We start from the raw sequence: 17,364 nt of genomic DNA on the forward strand, positions 1-17,364 counted from the left end.
CGCCATCACCCCTTCACCGCACCGGCGGCGATGCCGCGCACGAAAAGCTTACCGGAAATGAAGTAGACGATGAGCGGCACAAGCCCGGTCAGGATGGTGGCGGCCATGTTGACGTTGTACTCCTTCACGCCTTGCACCGAGTTGACGATGTTGTTGAGCTGCACCGTCATCGGATAGGTGTCGGGGCGGGTGTAGACGACGCCAAACAGGAAATCGTTCCAGATGCCGGTCACTTGCAGGATGATGGCGACGACGAAGATCGGCAGCGACATCGGCATCATGATGCGCAGGAAGATGCCCCAGAAGCCGGCGCCGTCGACACGCGCCGCCCGAAACAGCTCTTCCGGCATCGAGGAGAAATAATTGCGGAACAGCAGCGTCAGGATCGGCATGCCGAAAATGGAATGGACGATCACCAGGCCGCTGAGACTGCCATAGAGGCCGATCTCGCGCAGGATGATGACGATCGGATAGATCATCACCTGGTAGGGAATGAAGGCGCCGACGATCAGGATGATGAAAAACGTATCGGCGCCCTTGAAGCGCCAATTGGCCAGCGCGTAACCGTTGACCGAGGCGATGGCGATCGACAGCAGCACCGACGGCACGGTGATGCGCACCGAATTCCAGAAGCCGCGCGAAAGCCCGTCGCAGTTGAGGCCGGTGCAGGCCGACGACCACGCCTTGACCCATGGCTCGAAGGTGATTTCGAGCGGCGGCGAGAAGATGTTGCCAAGCCGTATCTCGGGCATGCCCTTGAGCGACGTGACGACCATCACGTAGAGCGGCAGAAGGTAGTAGACCGCCATCACGATCAGCGTGCCATAGAGGAAGATGTTGCGGCGCGAGAGGGTGTGCCGCGGCCTCGGCCCGTGCGGGCCCGACGCATTGAGCCTGTTGGCCTCAGCGGCAATGGAAACGGCTTTGTCAGACACGTTTCCTGCCTCCGAATTCGAGATAGGCCCAAGGCACGATGACGATCACCACCGAGAGCAGCATCATCGTCGAGGCGGCAAAACCCTGGCCCAGATTCTGGGCGAAGAACATATAGTCATAGACATATTTGGCCGGCACTTCGGAGGCGATGCCCGGGCCGCCGCTGGTCTGGGCCACGACGAGGTCATAGACCTTGACGATACCCGACGCGATGATGACGAGCGTGGTGATGAAGACCGGCCGCATCATCGGAATGACGATGAACAGATAGGTCTTCCACATCGGAATCCCATCCACCCGCGCCGCCTTCCAGATATCCTCGTCGATGCCGCGCAGGCCGGCCAGCATCAGGCACATGATGAGCCCTGTGCCTTGCCACAGTGCCGCGATCGATATGCCGTAGATGACGATGCTGGAATTGTAGAGCGGGTCGAAGCTGAAGCTTGTCCAGCCGAGGTCCCGCACCACGTGCTGGATGCCGAAATCGGGATTGAGCAGCCATTGCCAGACCAGGCCGGTGACGATGAAGGAAAGCGCGAAAGGATAGAGGAAGATGGTGCGGAACGTGTCCTCGAAGCGGATCTTCTGGTCGAGCAGCGCGGCAAGGAGGAAGCCGATGACCAGTGAGAACACCAGCGAGATCGCGCCGTAGATCAATAGATTCTCGATCGAGATCAGCCAGCGCGGCGTTGCCCACAGCCGGTAATACTGGTCGAGCCCGACGAAATTCAGCCGCGGCAAGAGCTTCGAATTGGTGAAGGAGTAGAGCACCGTCCAAAGGGTGCCGCCGACGAAAACCACCACTGCCGTGAGGATCATCGGGATCGACGCGACCTTCGCATTGAGGTTGCGGAACAGCGGGTTGGGACGTTCGCTCTTGCTCATCTCGTCAGCCGGCTGGGTAAGGGCGGTGCGTTCCCGGCCCTGCATTCGCAAGGCCGGGAGCAAGGTGGGTTGTCTCCAACGTCAGTCTGCCGAAGCGATGAGGTCGGCGAAGCGCTTCTGCGCCTCTTCGACGGTCAGTTCCGGCTTGGCGAAGAACTCGGCGAAGAGATCTTCCTTCTGCTTTTGGGTGTCCTGCGAAAGCAGCTGGTCCGTCCACGGTATGACGGCGCCCTTGGCGAGGATGGCGAGGCCCTTCTTCATGCAGTCGTTCGCCGCATTGAGATCGACGTCGCCGCGCACCGGCAGGGAACCCTTCTTGAGGTTGAAGGCGACCTGCGTCTTGGGATCGAGCAGCGTCTCGGCCAGCACATCCTGCGCCTTGGATTTGTCGGCATCCTTGAGCACCGGGAAGTAGAAGGCGTCGCCGCCGGTGGCGATGACTTCGTTAAGCCCAAGGCCCGGCAGGCAGGTATAATCCTTGCCCGCGGTCTTGCCGGCAACCTGGAATTCGCCTTGCGCCCAGTCGCCCATGATCTGGCCGCCGGCCTTGCCGGTGATGACCAGGTTGGTCGCCTGGTTCCAGTCCTGCACATTGGTGTTCTTCGCCATCTTGCGGGCATCGTCCGCGGCCTTGAAGACCTTGGCGACTTCGGGCCCGGCGGCGAACTTGGCGTCCTTGTCCTTGTAGACCTTGAGGAACGTATCCGTGCCGCCCACTGCCGCAAGCAGCACGTCGAAGGCTCCGGAGGACTGCCAGGCCTGTCCGCCGACGGCGAGCGGAATGATGCCGGCCTTTTCCAGCGCGGGCGCTGCCGCCACGAATTCATTCCAGTCCTTCGGCATCGGCACGCCGGCCTTCTCGAAGGCCTCGTTGGACAGCCACAGCCACTGCCAGGAATGGATGTTGACGGGCACGCAATAGATCTTGCCGTCGATGGTGCAGCTGTCGAGCAAGCTCTTCGGCCGGACGACTTCCGTCCACTTGCCCTTGGTGGCGACGTCAGTGAGGTCGCGCATCAGGCCGGCCTGCACCAGCTCTTCCGCCTGCCGGCCATGGTTGAATTGCGTGGCGCCCATCGGATCGCCACCGGTGATGCGACTGATCATGATCGGCCGCGCCGTGCCGCCGGAGCCGGCAATGGCGCCGTCCACCCAGTGATTGCCGGTCGCATCGAATGCCTTGGCAAGTTCCGCAACCGCCGCCGCCTCGCCGCCCGACGTCCACCAATGGGTGACTTCCAGGTCCGTCGCGGCGGCCGGCCCGGCAAATTGCAGCGCAGCCGTTGCTGCCAGCGCAGCGGTCAAAAGTTTGTATCGCATTTCGGCTCCTCCCAGAATCTGAAACGTTACAGATTTTCGATACGGCAATTGCGCGGGCTGCGCAACCCCTCGGGCAAAGGCGGTCCGATATTTTTTCGAGGCGCGAACAAATTCCTTGCTCAAAAACTGGCAAGCATGGCACGGACATCATTGTTGCGATGCGAAATCACGCTGCAGCGCAAGAAACCCTGCCAGGTCACGTTTGGTTGCACGGCCCTGTTGGCCGCGAGACCCCTCGCCAAAATCACGGACTGGGGCGCTTCGCGGTGGCGATATTGGCATCTGTAACGTTTCAGTATATTGAGATTTTGCCGGGGCTGGAGCGCAGATCGTATCGCAATGGTGGCGATTGCCGGCCCGGCGCGCGGCTGCTATGCGCCTGACGGGCGGGATGAATGGACAGACAGCGTACGGACAAGAACGAGGAGACATCGGCACAAGGGCGGCCGACGTTGAAGACGCTTGCCTTCATGACCGGGCTCGGCGTGACCACCGTGTCGCGCGCCTTGAAGGATGCCCCGGAAATCGGCGCCGAGACCAGGCGTCGCGTCCAGCTCGTCGCCAAACAGATCGGCTACCGGCCGAACCGCGCCGGCGTACGCCTGCGCACAGGCAGAACCAATGTCATCAGCCTCGTGCTCAACACCGATCGCGAGATCATGAGCTTCGTCTCGGACATCATCTACGGCGTTTCGGAAGTGCTCGCCGAAACGCCCTATCACCTGATCGTCACGCCCTATTCTCGCTCTCAGGATCCGATGGAGCCGATCCGCTATCTCGTCGAGACCGGTTCGGCCGACGGCGTCATCATCTCGCGCACCCAGCCGAACGATCCGCGCGCCCGCTACATGCTGGAGCACGGCATGCCCTTTGCCACGCATGGGCGCACCGACATGGGTCTCGTTCATCCCTATCATGACTTCGACAACCATGCTTTCGCGATGGAAGCCGTGCGCCGGCTGGCGAGCATGGGCCGGCGCAGGCTGGCGCTTCTGTCGCCGCCGCCCGGGCTGACCTATTACGGCCATACGCTGAACGGCTTTGCCGACGCACTGAGCGAGGTCGGCGCCAACGAAATCCCGTTCAACACCGTTTCGATCGATCATACGATCGAGCAGATCAGGATGAGGACCGCGCAGGTGATGCGCCGCGACGTCAGGCCGGACGGCTTCGTCAGCAGCGCTGCCGCCGCGACACTGGCCATCGTTGCCGGCATCGAGGATGCCGGCCTCAAGCTCGGCCGCGACGTCGATGTGGTGTCCAAGCAGTCGTCGGACCTGCTGCACCTATTCCGGCCGGAATTGCTCGTCGTCAACGAGAACTTCCGGCTGGCCGGCTCCGACCTTGCCCGCTCGGTGCTCGGATGGATTGGCGGCGCCGCGCCGGGCTCTCTGCAGAGCCTGGTCGTGGCCAGCGGCGTCCAGGCATTAACCCAGCCATTGCTCGCTTAAAGCATGGCTCATGGGCTGGCTTTACTAGCCAGCCGCGCCACTTCCCCATGGCCCATGGAACGCACCGGATTCGTCGATGCGTTCGAAACCGTGCGCGCCGAAGAAGTCGCGTTGCGCCTGGATTAGGTTCGAAGTGCCGCGGCCCTGGCGGTAGCTGTCGAAATAGGCAAGCGCGGAAGACAGCGCCGGCACCGGTGAGCCGGCCTCTGATGCCCTTGCCACGATGCGCCTCAGCGAAGGATGCGCCTCCTGCATCAACGCGATGAAGGCCGGCGCCATCAGAAGGTTGGTTGAGGCGCCGCCCTTGCTGAAGGCCTCCGCCATGGTGTCGAGCATCTGCGAACGGATGATGCAGCCGGCGCGCCAGATCCTGGCGATGGTCGGCATCGGCAGGCTCCAGTTGAACTCCTTGGAGGCGCCGCTCATCACCGCAAAACCCTGTGCATAAGCAGCGATCTTGCCGGCGAACAGCGCCAGTTCGAGATCATGCAGCAACGCGTCTTTGTCGCCGGAAATCTTCGTCACGCCGATATTGCCATAGGCTTTTTCCGCCGCCAGCCGCTCGTCCTTGATCGACGACAGAACGCGCGCCGCCACCGCCGCCTCGATCGCGGTGGCCGGGATGCCGAGCTGCTGCGCCTCGATGACCGACCATTTGCCGGTGCCCTTCTGGCCGGCGCGGTCGAGGATGATGTCGACCACCGGCTTGCCGGTCTTCGGATCGTCTGATGCCAGCACCTTGGCGGTGATCTCGATCAGGTAGGAATTGAGCCGGCCCTTGTTCCAGTTGGCAAACACTGCGCCGATCTCTTTCGGGCCCATGCCGAGCCCGTCGCGCAGAATACCGTAGATCTCGGCGATCATCTGCATGTCGGCATATTCGATGCCGTTGTGGATGGTTTTGACGAAATGCCCGGCGCCGTCGGTACCGAGCCACGCCGCACAGGGCTCGTCCTTGAACTTGGCCGAGATCGCGGTCAGCACCTTCTCGACGCGCTTCCAGCTCTCCTCCGTCCCGCCGACCATGATCGACGGGCCGTGGCGCGCGCCCTCCTCGCCACCGGACACGCCCATGCCGATGAAGGTGAGACCCGAGCCGGAAAGCTCGGAGAAGCGCCGCATCGTATCGCGAAAATTGGCGTTGCCGGCATCGATGACGATGTCGTTGGCCGACAGCACGCCGCGTAGCGCCGCGATCTGTTCATCGACCGGTTTGCCGGCCAGCACCATGATGATGATCGGACGCGGCGGCCGGATCGCGGCGGCGAGCTCTTCCAGGCTGTAGCAGGGCACGACCATATCCCTGAGCGCGCCGGCATTCTCGACGAAAGCGTCGGTGCGCGCCTTGGTGCGGTTGAAGACGGCGATACGATGCCCGTGCTCGGCGATATTGAGCGCTAGGTTGGAGCCCATCGTGCCAAGGCCGATCAGACCGATTTCGGCTTTTTCCATCGTTTCTTCCCTGCTTTCGGATCTTGTTGGTTCGAGCTCGCGATTTGCGCGGATGATTGACGGGCCTTCGAGCCCGCGTCAACCGCCTCTCCGAATTGTGTTGCAGCCGCCCGCAGTTGCAGCCTCTTCGACGACGGCATCACATCGGCCGGTCAGGGCCTGATGTCGACTGGCGCTTCGATCTTCACCATCTCGAAGTCCGAGACCAGGATATCGATGCGCACCGTCCATCTGCCAGGCACCGGGATGACGAGGTTGTCGACACGCCAGCTGCCGTCGCCGGGCTTGGTCGCAGCGCGCGTCAGCGGCTCGATGCCGGAATCGGGCTTCGACAGCACCAGCGTCACCTCCTTGGCGTCGAGCGGGCCGAAATCGCCGCTCATGATGATCATCGAGGCGGCAACCGTTCCGGCATGGCCGGGGGTGATGCTGAGATCCGCCATCGCTTGCAGCGCGTGGATATGGACCGAGACCGGTTGGGCGGCCGCGATCGCCAAGGCCCGTGGCGGCGGTGTGAAGCGCCAGCCCGCGGCAACGCCAAAGATGGCCAACACGATCAGCAATTCGACACCGATCGAACGGGAGAGCCTGTGTTGCACCTCCGTCGATCCGGCCTCGGCCGATGCGGTGAGTTTCCAGCGATTGACGGCGGCGAGCGTGAACAGAAAGACCAGCAACCCCAGCTTGATCAGCAGCAGCCGGCCATAGGCGGTGTCGACCAATGCCTCGGGTGTCTGCACCTGTATGACGGCAAGCACGATGCCGGCAGCGGCAAGCACGGCCACCACGGGCAGGATCATGCGAGAAAACCGCCGCAGGAATGGCGCGGCCTCCGCCGATTGCCCCTTCAGCGCCAGACCGAGAGGCACCAGCGCGCCGGCCCAGAAGGCGATGCCGACGCCGTGCAGGAACACCATCGGCCGTGTCAGCCATTGCGGTTCGGCGGCACTGGCATGGCCGCTGGCGGCAAGGGCAATCCCCACCCCGGCCAGCCCGGCCACCGCAAATGGTTTGGCGGTGGCGCGGGGGCCGGCCAGCGACAGCAGGCTAAGCCCCATGGCGATCAGGGCGACCAGCACCGTCCAGCCGAAACTGGTGCCGAGCCCGGTCCGCCAGATGACCGCCTGCGCCAGATGCGATAGCGGCGCCCCGAGTGCGTCCAGCCCCTGCAAGCCGACCGACAAGGGTGCCGGGACCAGCCCGCTCAGGATTGCAGCGATGACGAAACGCCGGCCAGCCTGTCCGTCCCCGGCCAGCCAAGCGAGAGCGAAGGCGCCGCCGACGCCGAGGAAAAGGCCGATGTAGAGAAGGACCTTGCCGAGCCAGATCGCGGACCGCAGCTGCCAGTCGATGGCCTCGGACACGGCAGGCGGCGCGCTGGGCGAGCCGATGGAAAACAGCAGCGATCCGCCGACGGGATGACCGTCAGCAGAGATGACACGCCAGCTCAAGACATGCGTGCCGGATTTGAGCGGCTGCGGATTGTCGATCTCGACCGTCTGGTCGCTGAGCCGGAAGGCGGTCAGCGGAACCGGCGTGCCGTCGGGCTTCACCAAGGTCAGCACCAATGGCGACACCGGCTCGCTGAAGGTCAGCGAGAACTGTGCCGGCCCCTGTTCCAGCACCGCGCCGTCGGCCGGATCGGTCTTGATCAGCGCGGCATGGGCAAAGGCCTGATCTGGCACGGCAATGCTGGCAAGAAACACGATCATGGCCAACAGGCCGACGACAAGCCGGCCGGCGCGTTGGCCGGTCATGGAAACCGTCTGCAGGAAGGACGTCGTGCTCATGCCACCACCAGGAGAATAGCGGCGCGCTTTTGAGAGCGCGCCGCCCGAACGATCATTTCTTCGGCAACAGCTTGATGCCGGGCGCCGGGTTTTCCAGCGCGTCCTCATCCTGACCGACTGCCGGGATCTCGATCCAGCGATCGGCAGTGTCATCGCATTCCTGCACCACCGGGAAGTAAAGTCTTTGGCCCACCGGGAGGTCCCCCGTCAGCGTCGCGCGGAAGACGAACTCGTCATAGAATTCATCCGGCAGGCTGCCGCCGCTCCAGTCGACTTCCTTGACTCCATCGGTCACCGCCTGACCACAGAGTTGGTAGGATTTGTCGTACTTGCCCTTCTTGGCCTGCAGCGTCCAACCCGGCTTCGGCATCGGCTTCACCGCGATCACCCCTTCCGGGATCTGCACGCGCACGGCAGTCGTCGCCTTGCCGTCGCAGCCGTGCGGCACACGCAGAACCGCCTTGTAGGTCGAGCCGACGGCCGCTTCCTGGGTTTCGAGCGTGATATGCGCTAAGGCGGCATTTGTCCCGAGCACGAAAAGTGCTGCGGCCGCCAGAAGATACTTGTTCATGATGGTCCCTCAGATCTTCAAAATTTGTCTAGCTGGCGCGATCAATTGGCGTGGTCGTCCATGGCGCCACCACCCATGCCTTCGACAGCGAAATCGACGCTGACGGCGCCGGCCTTCTCGAAGGTCAGTGTGGCGGAAAACTCTTCACCCTGCTTGGGTTGCCGCTTCAGGCCGATGAACATCAGATGATAGCCGCCAGGTGCAAGGGCGACCTTGCCGCCAGCCGGAATTTCGAGGCCGCCGGCAACCGGACGCATGGTCATGACGCCGTCCTTGACGCCCATCTCATGCAGCTCGGCCTTTTCAGAAACATCGGAGGAAATCGACACCAGCCGGTCCGGCGCGCTGCCGTTGTTGGTGATGGTGAAATAGCCGCCGGCCACCTTGGCGCCGGCCGGCGTGGCACGCGACCAGGGGTGGCCGATCTCGAGATCGCCAACCTTGAACTCATGCGCAAAGACGGACTGGGCGCCGACGAACGACAGCACAAGAGCCAGCACGGCAACGCCAAGACGCTGTTCGAAGCGTGACAGAATGCGGCCGGGCATATCGCTCGCCGCTATACGGAAAGAATGGGTCATGGTTGCTCCATGAAGTGATGGTCGCGCCGTTGCCGGTCGCGAGCAGTTTGATCTTTGGATGGGTACGCCTACGAAAGGTTCCGCCGGGCAACTAGGCTCAGGCCGTCACCGGCGGCGCGCGCGGGTTCGACGGCGAGCGCTCACGCGCGAAGTTGAGATGGATGGCCGCCGGGAAGACAAAGGCGACCGTTTCATAGGAAAGACTGCCCAGCGCCAGGCCGGCATCCGCCGGCGGCGCAAAGGCCGGCGAAAACATGCTGCAGCCGAGCACACAGCATGCGGGCAGATGGGACGGCGGCTGGTTGCCGCCGGGAAGCTGGGTTGCGCCTTCGTGGGTACAGATGACGTTGCCAAAGGCATCGAGCTGCGACGCGTTGGGACCGGAGCCGAAGGCGAAGGCACCAAGTGTCGACTGGAGCAACAGCAGATAGGCCGCGACAAGCGCGACCGGTATGCTCCACCGTCTTCTCGATACGCCCAAAGCCCTGCCTCTTCGCAGCAACGCCCCATACCTAGCACGGGGCTGGCGGGTGGAAAATCGCCAAATCGCCGCTGCGGCAACGCGGCACGATGCATGTCGCCCAAAAATGCGCGGCGATTTTGGGATAACGACATGCATGAAACAAAAATCCGAGCCGCGACGCGGCTCAGGATTTTTGTGGCAACCGGCTTTCCGGGATCGAGGTCAGCAATGTCTGGCGCGCCGACTTCAGGTGCTTGCGGCAGGCGGCGTCGACCTTGCCTAGGTCGCGCGATTTCAGCGCGTCGATATAGACCAGATGCTCACCGATCGCGACTTCGTTGCGCTCGCGTTCCTGCGCCTTGTTCCACTGGTAGTGGTAGTGGAAGATCATGGCAATGACATCGTAGAAATCGACGATGAAGCGGTTATGCGATGCCCGGTGGATGAGCCGATGGAAGCGCTCGTCCAGCTCGGAGAATTCGTTGAAGCGGGTGACGATCTCGCTTGCCAACTGGCGATGCTCGTCTTCCAGGCGGTCGAGATCGGTCCACACCGCGCTGTCCTGTGGCAATGCGGCAAAGGCGGCTGCCGAGCGAAGTTCGAACATTTCGCGGATTTCGGTCAACTCCAGCGCGAAGGCGCGCGTAAAACCCTTCAGCACCCAATGGCTGTTGCGGCGCTTCTCGATCAAGCCGAAACGGGAGAAGCGGATCAGGAACTCGCGCACGCTGGTGGTGCCGACGCCGATCTCGCGCGCCAGTTCGAGTTCGTTGATCTGCATGCCGGCTTCGGCGCCGCCGGCGAGCAGCCTGCGCATGAACGACCGCTCGATTATCTCGGCGAGCGTGTCGGTCTCTTCCTCGGGGAAGAAATCATCCGGACGCGGTTCGCGCAGCACCGTCTTGGCACGCTTGTTCCAGGCGATCAGCCCGGTCTCTTCCATGCGCGCGAGAATGGTACGCACCGTGGTGCGGCTGACGCCAAGCAGAGTACCCAGTTCCGGCTCCGAAGGCAGGCTGCGCGTTTCGTCGAGCAGCCGCAGGCAGCGATTATAGGCATCCTTGTAGACGTTGTTGCTCTTCGACATTCCTGACCCGTTGCACGCCGTCGCTTGCGGCGGCCGGTTTGAAGCGCAATATGACGTTCCCATGACCCTGAAAAGCGAAATCGCCTCGCGGAACAACCCCAAGGACATGCGGAACTCCCCACGAAAAAACAATTGACGCAAAACTGTTTTTTCACGATAAAAGACATTATCTCTAAACAGGCGCGTGTCAATCCGCCCGCGCATCCCAGGATCACCCAGGAAACCGCCCGTGAACCCCTCCAACTGCATTCTTCTGTCCCCCGCCGACAACGTGGCAGTCGCCAACGGCCGCATCGAGATCGGCACCGCGCTGCCGGGCGGTGCCGTCGCCAGCGCGCTGATCGAGCCCGGCCACAAGGTGGCGATCAAGCCGATCGCCGCCGGCGAAGCCGTGGTCAAATACGCCCAGGCGATCGGTCGCGCGACGCAGGATATTGCAGCGGGCGAGCACGTTCATTCGCACAATCTGGTTTTCGAATCCGGCCGCTTGCCGGTCGTGCCGCCGAGCGAGGCCGAGCACGCGACGGAGGCCGACCGCGCCCGCACCTTCATGGGCTATCGCCGCGCCGATGGCCGCGCCGGCACGCGCAATTTCATCGGCATCGTCGCCAGCGTCAACTGCTCGGCGACCGTCTGCCGTTCCATCGCCGACACCGCCAACCGGACGCTGCTGCCCAAATATCCCGGCATCGACGGCTTCGTGCCGATCGTGCACGGCCAGGGCTGCGGCATGAGCGGCACCGGCGACGGCATGATGGTGCTGCACCGCACGCTTGCCGGCTATGCCCGCCACCCGAATTTCGGCGGTGTGCTGATGGTCGGGCTCGGCTGCGAGGTCAACCAGCTCACCCTCTACGGCCAGAAGGGCGTCGCTGCCGGCAAACGCCACTTCAACATCCAGGACGCCGGCGGTTCGCGCAAATCGGTGGAAAAGGCGATGGGCGTGCTGGCTGAGATCGCGGAGGAAGTCGGCCAGTTGAAGCGTGAGCCGATCCCGGTCAGCGAGATCGTCGTCGGCCTGCAATGCGGCGGCTCCGACGGCATGTCGGGCATTACAGCCAATCCGGCGCTGGGCGCGGCTGTCGATATCCTGGCCGGCGTCGGCGGCATCGGCATCCTCTCCGAGACGACGGAAATCTATGGTGCCGAACATCTGCTTGCCTACCGCGCGGCAACGCCGGAGATCGCGCAGAAGCTCGACGGCTTCGTGAAGTGGTGGGAGGAGCACGTCACCAAGCATGGCGCCTCGATCGACAACAACCCCTCGCCCGGCAACAAACGCGGCGGCCTCACCACCATCCTGGAGAAGTCGCTCGGCGCGGTCGCCAAGGGCGGCCAGACGCCGCTCAACGGTGTCTTCGGCTACGCCGAAAAAGTCACTGGCAGTGGCCTGGTGTTCATGGACACGCCCGGCTACGACCCGGTCTCGGCCACCGGCCAGGTGGCGGGCGGCGCCAACGTCATCGTCTTCACCACCGGCCGCGGCTCCTGCTTTGGGTGCCGTCCGACGCCATCGATCAAGGTCGCCACCAACTCGACCATGTATCACCAGATGGAAGAGGACATGGACGTCAATTGCGGCGTCATCGCCTCCGGTGAAAAGACCATCGCCGGCATGGGCCGCGAGATCTTCGAACTGATCGTCGAGACGGCTTCCGGCCGCAAGACCAAGAGTGAGGATTTCGGCTACGGCGACAACGAGTTCGTGCCCTGGCATCTTGGCGCAACGCTCTAGATTGTACGGATATCGAGTAGACTGCCGAGCCGTGCAACGGCCGGCACCGGGGAGGTTTACATGCAAAAACGCCGCATTGGCAGGACGGCGCTCGAGGTCACCGAGGTCAGCTTCGGCGGTGCCGCGATCGGCGGTCTCTACCGCGCTTGTTCTCGCGAAGCGGCGATGGAGACTCTGCAGGGCGCCTGGGAAGCCGGCCTGCGCTATTTCGACACCGCACCCTTCTACGGTTTCGGCCTGTCGGAGCGCCGCTTCGGCGACTTCCTGCGCTACAAGCCGCGCGATTCCTATGTGCTTTCCACCAAGGTCGGCCGCCTGTTCCGCCCGGTACCGGACGATCAGGTTCCCGATCACTCCTATGTCGATCCGCTACCCTTCGCGCTCGACTACGATTATTCCTATGACGGCATCATGCGGTCGGTCGAGTTCAGCTATGCGCGGCTTGGCCTAAACAGGATAGACATCCTGTTTGTCCACGACATCGGCGTCTACACACATGGTGTCGAGAAGACCAAGCTGCATTTTCGCGAGCTGATGGATGGCGGCCTCAAGGCGCTCGAAGAGTTGAAACGGTCCGGCGTCATTTCCGCTTATGGGCTCGGCGTCAACGAGGTGCAGATTTGTCTCGACGTGATGCGCGAGGCGCCGCTCGACTGCATCCTGCTTGCCAGCCGCTATTCGCTGCTCGACCGCAGCGCCGAAGCGGAGTTGCTGCCGCTATGCAGCGCGCAACAGACGTCCTTGGTCATCGGCGGCGTCTTCAACTCCGGCATCCTGGCGACCGGGCCGGTGCAAGGCGCGCATTTCGATTACCGTCCTGCCAGCCATGACGTGCTCGACCGCGTCGGTGCGATGGAGCGGATCGCCGCCGAGGGCGGCCATCCGCTGGCGGCGGCTGCGTTCCAGTTCCCCTTGCATGAACCCGCGGTCGCCACCGTGCTGACCGGCACCGCCAAGCTGGCAAACCTGACGCGCAACCTCGAACTGCTCGACATCGACGTGCCGGAGACGGAATACGCCAAATATCGCCCCTACACGCTGGTGCAGGAGCTGGCGTGAAACGCGTATCCACCCCGCGGTGAACGGTGACCCAGGCTTCACATTCTTGCGATCCCACAGAAAGAATGAACATTCCATATTGACTGATTTGTGGAATTAATATTCCGTATGCTCGCGGAACGGGAACGGGAGCGTTTGACGACGGCACGGGAGTAGCGGCGCACGATCTTCCCCTGCCCAGACCTCGGCAGGACTGGCGTCAAACACCGCTTGCATCGGCTGGATCGATGCACTATCAAAACAAGGCAACTGTTTTTTATTGATAAAGTTCTGTTTGGGCCACGCCTATCCGGACGGAGCTTCCGTAACGTTCACCGGGCGACTTAGGGAGGAACCTCATGAAATTCGTGACCAGCATTCTCAACCGCCGTGCCGTCATGGCGCTGGCAGCAGCTTCGATGCTCGCCGGCGTCATGCATTCGGCGCCGGTTTCGGCGGCGGACGTGACCATTCCGATCATCGTCAAGGACACCACGTCCTTCTACTGGCAGATCGTTCTGGCCGGCGCACGCAAGGCCGGCAAGGATCTCGGCGTCAACGTGCCGGAACTCGGCGCCCAGGCTGAAACCGACGTCAACGGCCAGGTCTCGATCCTCGAGAATGCCGTTGCCAGCAACCCGGCGGCGATCGTCATTGCGCCGACCGAGTTCAAGGCGCTTGGCAAGCCGATCGATGAAGCCGCTGCCAAGGTCAAGGTTATCGGCATCGATTCCGGCGCCGACTCCAAGGCCTTCACCTCGTTCCTGACCACCGACAATGTGCAGGGCGGTCGCGTCGCTGCCGACGGCCTCGCGGCCGCCATCGGCGCCGCAAACGGCGGCAAGATCGAGGGCGACGTCGCCCTGATCACCAACGCTCCGGGCGCCGGCTCGCTCGAGCAGCGCAAGCAGGGCTTCACCGAACAGCTGGCCGCCAAATATCCGGGCCTCAAGCTGGTTGCCGACAAATATGCCGATGGCCAGGCCACCACCGGCCTCAACATCGCCACCGACCTGATCACCGCCAACCCGAACCTCAAGGGCATCTTCGCCTCCAACCTGATCATGGCGCAGGGCGTCGGTCAGGCTGTCGCCGAAAACAACCTTGGCGGCAAACTGGCGCTGGTCGGTTTCGACAGCGACGAGAAGCTGATCAAGTTCCTCAACGACGGCGTCATTTCCGCGCTCGTCGTCCAGGATCCGTACCGGATGGGCTATGACGGCATCAAGACCGCGCTTGCCGCCTCGAAGGGCGAAAAGGTCGAGGCCAATGTAGACACCGGCGCCAATCTGGTGACCAAGGACAACATGAAGGACCCCAAGATCGACGCGCTGCTCAACCCGAAGCTTTAAGCCGTCGCATCCGAAACCGTCTCCGGGGCACCGCGCCCCGGAGACTAAGCTGCCAGCACAAACGGCTTGGCAATCCACAAGCTTAAGCTAGGCTGTTTTCGAGGCATATCCTTGCCTCGCCGCGTGCCAATCGTGCGGCCAATCTGGGAGGATTGTCATGATTTCGACGGCGCAGGAACTGCATCCGGCACCCGTGCTGGAATCGGGGCGGACTATCCTCGAACTACGCGGGCTGGAGAAGCGCTATCCCGGCACGCACGCGCTGAAGCCGGTCAATCTTGCTTTCAAATCCGGCGAGATCCACGCCATCGTCGGCGAGAACGGCGCCGGCAAATCCACGCTCATCAAGCTTTTGACCGGCGTGATGCCGCGCACCTCCGGAGAGGTTATCTGGGAGGGCCAGCCGGCTGCCTTGGCGACGCCGCATGAGGCGATGGCGCTCGGCATCAATGCCGTGCACCAGGAGGTCGTGCTGTGCCGTCACCTGACGGTCGCCGCCAACATGTTCCTCGGCGAGGAGAATTCGCGCTTCGGCATCCTGCAGCAGCGCGCCATGGTCAGGCAAGCGCAGAAGATCATCGACGATCTCGGCTTCGACTTGCCGGCGCATGTCACGCTGGGCGACCTCACCATCGGCCAGCAACAGCTGATTGCAGCCGCCCGCGCCACCGTGCGCGGCACCAAATTCCTGATCTTCGACGAGCCGACCGCCTACCTCACCCGCAAGGAGGCCGACCAGCTTTTCACCCTGATCCGCCGGCTGAAGGGCGAAGGCGTGACGATCATCTACATCAGCCATCGCATGGAGGAAGTGTTCGAACTCGCCGACCGTGTTTCCGTGCTGCGTGACGGCACGCTGGTCGGCACCCGCAACATCGCGGAGACCAACGATGCGGAACTGGTCAAGATGATGATCAACCGCTCGATCGAGCAGGTCTACCACAAGGAGCATTTCACGCCGGGTGCCGCGATCATCGAGGCGAGGAACCTGTCCGGCAAGGGCTTCGAGGATGTCTCGATGACGGTTCGCGCCGGCGAGATCGTCGGGCTTTATGGCCTGATCGGCGCCGGGCGCAGCGAGTTCGTCACCACGCTTTACGGCCGCCACCGCAAATCCGCCGGCCAGATTCTGTGGGAAGGCAAGGATGTTCAGGTCAAGTCCGAACATGACGCGATCAAGCTCGGCATGGCGCTGGCACCGGAGAGCCGCCGCGACCAGGGGCTTTGCCTCAACCTGCCGGTCGGCCTCAACCTCAATTTGCCGATCTACAAGCGCATCTCGAACAATCTGCTGATTTCGGGCGCACAGGAGAAGGCGCAGGCCGATCGCCAGATCGCCGATCTGCGCATCAAGACGCCGACACGCGGCGCGCTGGCGTCCAGCCTGTCGGGCGGTAACCAGCAGAAGATCGTCATCGGCAAATGGCTGGCCCACGGCGCCAAGCTGTTCATCTTCGACGAGCCGACGGTCGGGGTCGATGTCGGCACCAAGGCCGAGATCTACCGCCTGTTCGGCGCGCTGTTGTCGAAGGGCGCCGGCATCATCCTGATCTCGTCCTATCTGCCGGAAGTCTACGAACTCGCCGACACGCTGCATGTGTTCCGGCGCGGCAAACTGGTGGCGACGCACGGTTTCCGCGCCSCCAGCCACGAGGACATTCTCACGCAGGCGCTAGCCGAGAAACAAGAAAGGCTGGGAGGACAGATATGAGCACCGAGGCGATTGCTGTCGAAAAACCGAAGCGCAACTACAACGTCCTGTTTGGGCTGACGCTTTTGGCGCTGCTGGTGCTGCTGTGGATCGTGCTTTCCCTGGCCACAACAAGCTTCGCCTCGGGCAACAACATCGCCAATCTTTTGCGCCAGGGCTCGATGATCGCCATCATGGCGGTCGGTCAGACCTTCGTCATCATCACCGGCGGCATCGACCTCTCGGTCGGCGCAGTGGTCGGCTTCGCCACCGTCGTCGTCGCCATGATGATCAATGCCGGCTTCCCCATCTGGCTCGCCATACTGGTGACGCTGCTGGTTGGAGTTGCCATCGGCATGTTCCACGGCTTCGGCATCGTCAAGATGGGCCTGCCTCCCTTCATCATCACACTGGCGACGCTGACCTCGTTGCGCGGCATCGGCCTTTTGATCACCAACGGCAATTCGATCAACATCAACAGCGACACCTTCACCGCGTTCTCGCGCAATTCCTTTATCGGCATCCCCAACCTGTTCTGGATGGTGATCCTGGTCGGCATTCCGGCCTACGTCTTCTTGCATCATAGCCGTTGGGGCCGGTATCTGTTTTCGGTCGGCTCCAACGCCGAGGCCTCGCGCCTGTCCGGCGTCAACGTCCAGCGCACCATCTACATGGCCTACACGCTGTCGGGCCTGTGCGCGGCCTTCGTCGGCGTGCTGCTGGCCGCCCGCATCGGCATCGGCAATCCGACCCAGGCCGAGGGCTGGGAACTGCAGGCGATCGCCTCGTCGGTCATCGGCGGCACCTCGCTGTTCGGCGCCGTCGGCTCGGTGCACGGACCGCTACTTGGCGCCTTCATCCTGGCCACCATCAACAACGGCGCCAACCTGCTCAACGTCAACTCGTTCTGGCAGCGCATCATCACCGGCGCGCTGATCATCATCATTGTCTATTTCGATGGCCTGCGCCGCCGCGGCAAGTGAGCCAACCCCGCAATCAATCGCCGGCCCGAC

General features: G+C 63.0%; 15 protein-coding genes. 6 read left to right on the forward strand and 9 right to left on the reverse strand.

What is annotated here, in order from left to right; translation table 11 throughout:
- Nucleotides 1-5: 5 nt before the first annotated feature.
- From ASD99_RS19910 to ASD99_RS19920, 3 genes are all read right to left on the reverse strand, one after another.
- Nucleotides 6-935: a carbohydrate ABC transporter permease gene (locus ASD99_RS19910; RefSeq protein ID WP_056594877.1), complete on the reverse strand. Its 930-nt coding sequence runs from the start codon at nt 933-935 to the stop codon at nt 6-8.
- Nucleotides 928-1,821, reverse strand: a complete 894-nt coding sequence (locus tag ASD99_RS19915; RefSeq protein ID WP_056595232.1) for a carbohydrate ABC transporter permease — start codon at nt 1,819-1,821, stop codon at nt 928-930. The genes ASD99_RS19910 and ASD99_RS19915 overlap by 8 nt, the downstream gene beginning before the upstream one ends.
- 81 nt (nt 1,822-1,902) lie before the next feature.
- Nucleotides 1,903-3,141, reverse strand: a complete 1,239-nt coding sequence (locus ASD99_RS19920) for an ABC transporter substrate-binding protein (RefSeq protein WP_056594875.1) — start codon at nt 3,139-3,141, stop codon at nt 1,903-1,905.
- Nucleotides 3,142-3,536: 395 nt separating this feature from the next.
- Between ASD99_RS19920 and ASD99_RS19925 the strand changes: the two genes are divergently transcribed.
- The gene (locus tag ASD99_RS19925; RefSeq protein ID WP_057144657.1) at nt 3,537-4,592 is read left to right on the forward strand and encodes a LacI family DNA-binding transcriptional regulator; all 1,056 of its coding nucleotides are present in this window, start codon (nt 3,537-3,539) and stop codon (nt 4,590-4,592) included.
- A gap of 24 nt (nt 4,593-4,616) precedes the next feature.
- On the opposite strand, the gene gndA is transcribed toward ASD99_RS19925, so the two are convergent.
- The 6 genes from gndA to ASD99_RS19955 all read right to left on the reverse strand — a co-directional run bounded on the left by gndA (nt 4,617) and on the right by ASD99_RS19955 (nt 10,536).
- The gene (gene gndA, locus ASD99_RS19930) at nt 4,617-6,044 is read right to left on the reverse strand and encodes an NADP-dependent phosphogluconate dehydrogenase (RefSeq protein ID WP_056594871.1); all 1,428 of its coding nucleotides are present in this window, start codon (nt 6,042-6,044) and stop codon (nt 4,617-4,619) included.
- Between the two features lie 152 nt (nt 6,045-6,196).
- Nucleotides 6,197-7,834 carry a copper resistance CopC/CopD family protein gene (locus ASD99_RS19935; protein ID WP_057144658.1) on the reverse strand — a complete coding sequence of 546 codons (1,638 nt, stop codon included), beginning with the start codon at nt 7,832-7,834 and terminating at the stop codon, nt 6,197-6,199.
- Between the two features lie 52 nt (nt 7,835-7,886).
- Complete coding sequence (locus ASD99_RS19940) at nt 7,887-8,405, reverse strand: YcnI family protein (protein ID WP_057144659.1); 519 nt, start codon at nt 8,403-8,405, stop codon at nt 7,887-7,889.
- 41 nt (nt 8,406-8,446) lie between these two features.
- Nucleotides 8,447-8,986 carry a copper chaperone PCu(A)C gene (locus ASD99_RS19945; RefSeq protein ID WP_057144660.1) on the reverse strand — a complete coding sequence of 180 codons (540 nt, stop codon included), beginning with the start codon at nt 8,984-8,986 and terminating at the stop codon, nt 8,447-8,449.
- Between the two features lie 97 nt (nt 8,987-9,083).
- Nucleotides 9,084-9,440, reverse strand: coding sequence for a DUF2946 family protein (locus tag ASD99_RS19950; protein WP_057144903.1), 357 nt, complete (start codon nt 9,438-9,440; stop codon nt 9,084-9,086).
- 193 nt (nt 9,441-9,633) lie between these two features.
- On the reverse strand, nt 9,634-10,536 hold the full coding sequence (locus ASD99_RS19955) for a GntR family transcriptional regulator (protein WP_057144661.1): 903 nt from the start codon (nt 10,534-10,536) through the stop codon (nt 9,634-9,636).
- A gap of 229 nt (nt 10,537-10,765) precedes the next feature.
- Between ASD99_RS19955 and ASD99_RS19960 the strand changes: the two genes are divergently transcribed.
- The 5 genes from ASD99_RS19960 to ASD99_RS19980 all read left to right on the forward strand — a co-directional run bounded on the left by ASD99_RS19960 (nt 10,766) and on the right by ASD99_RS19980 (nt 17,334).
- Nucleotides 10,766-12,271 carry a UxaA family hydrolase gene (locus ASD99_RS19960; RefSeq protein ID WP_056594861.1) on the forward strand — a complete coding sequence of 502 codons (1,506 nt, stop codon included), beginning with the start codon at nt 10,766-10,768 and terminating at the stop codon, nt 12,269-12,271.
- Nucleotides 12,272-12,331: 60 nt separating this feature from the next.
- Nucleotides 12,332-13,330 carry an aldo/keto reductase gene (locus ASD99_RS19965; RefSeq protein ID WP_057144662.1) on the forward strand — a complete coding sequence of 333 codons (999 nt, stop codon included), beginning with the start codon at nt 12,332-12,334 and terminating at the stop codon, nt 13,328-13,330.
- Nucleotides 13,331-13,668: 338 nt separating this feature from the next.
- Nucleotides 13,669-14,661, forward strand: a complete 993-nt coding sequence (locus tag ASD99_RS19970; protein ID WP_013529529.1) for an ABC transporter substrate-binding protein — start codon at nt 13,669-13,671, stop codon at nt 14,659-14,661.
- Between the two features lie 157 nt (nt 14,662-14,818).
- Nucleotides 14,819-16,372, forward strand: coding sequence for a sugar ABC transporter ATP-binding protein (locus ASD99_RS19975; protein WP_057144663.1), 1,554 nt, complete (start codon nt 14,819-14,821; stop codon nt 16,370-16,372).
- Complete coding sequence (locus ASD99_RS19980) at nt 16,369-17,334, forward strand: ABC transporter permease (RefSeq protein ID WP_056594850.1); 966 nt, start codon at nt 16,369-16,371, stop codon at nt 17,332-17,334. The genes ASD99_RS19975 and ASD99_RS19980 overlap by 4 nt, the downstream gene beginning before the upstream one ends.
- Nucleotides 17,335-17,364: the final 30 nt, after the last annotated feature.

It is taken from the genome of Mesorhizobium sp. Root695 (assembly GCF_001428185.1).
Lineage (GTDB): Bacteria > Pseudomonadota > Alphaproteobacteria > Rhizobiales > Rhizobiaceae > Mesorhizobium.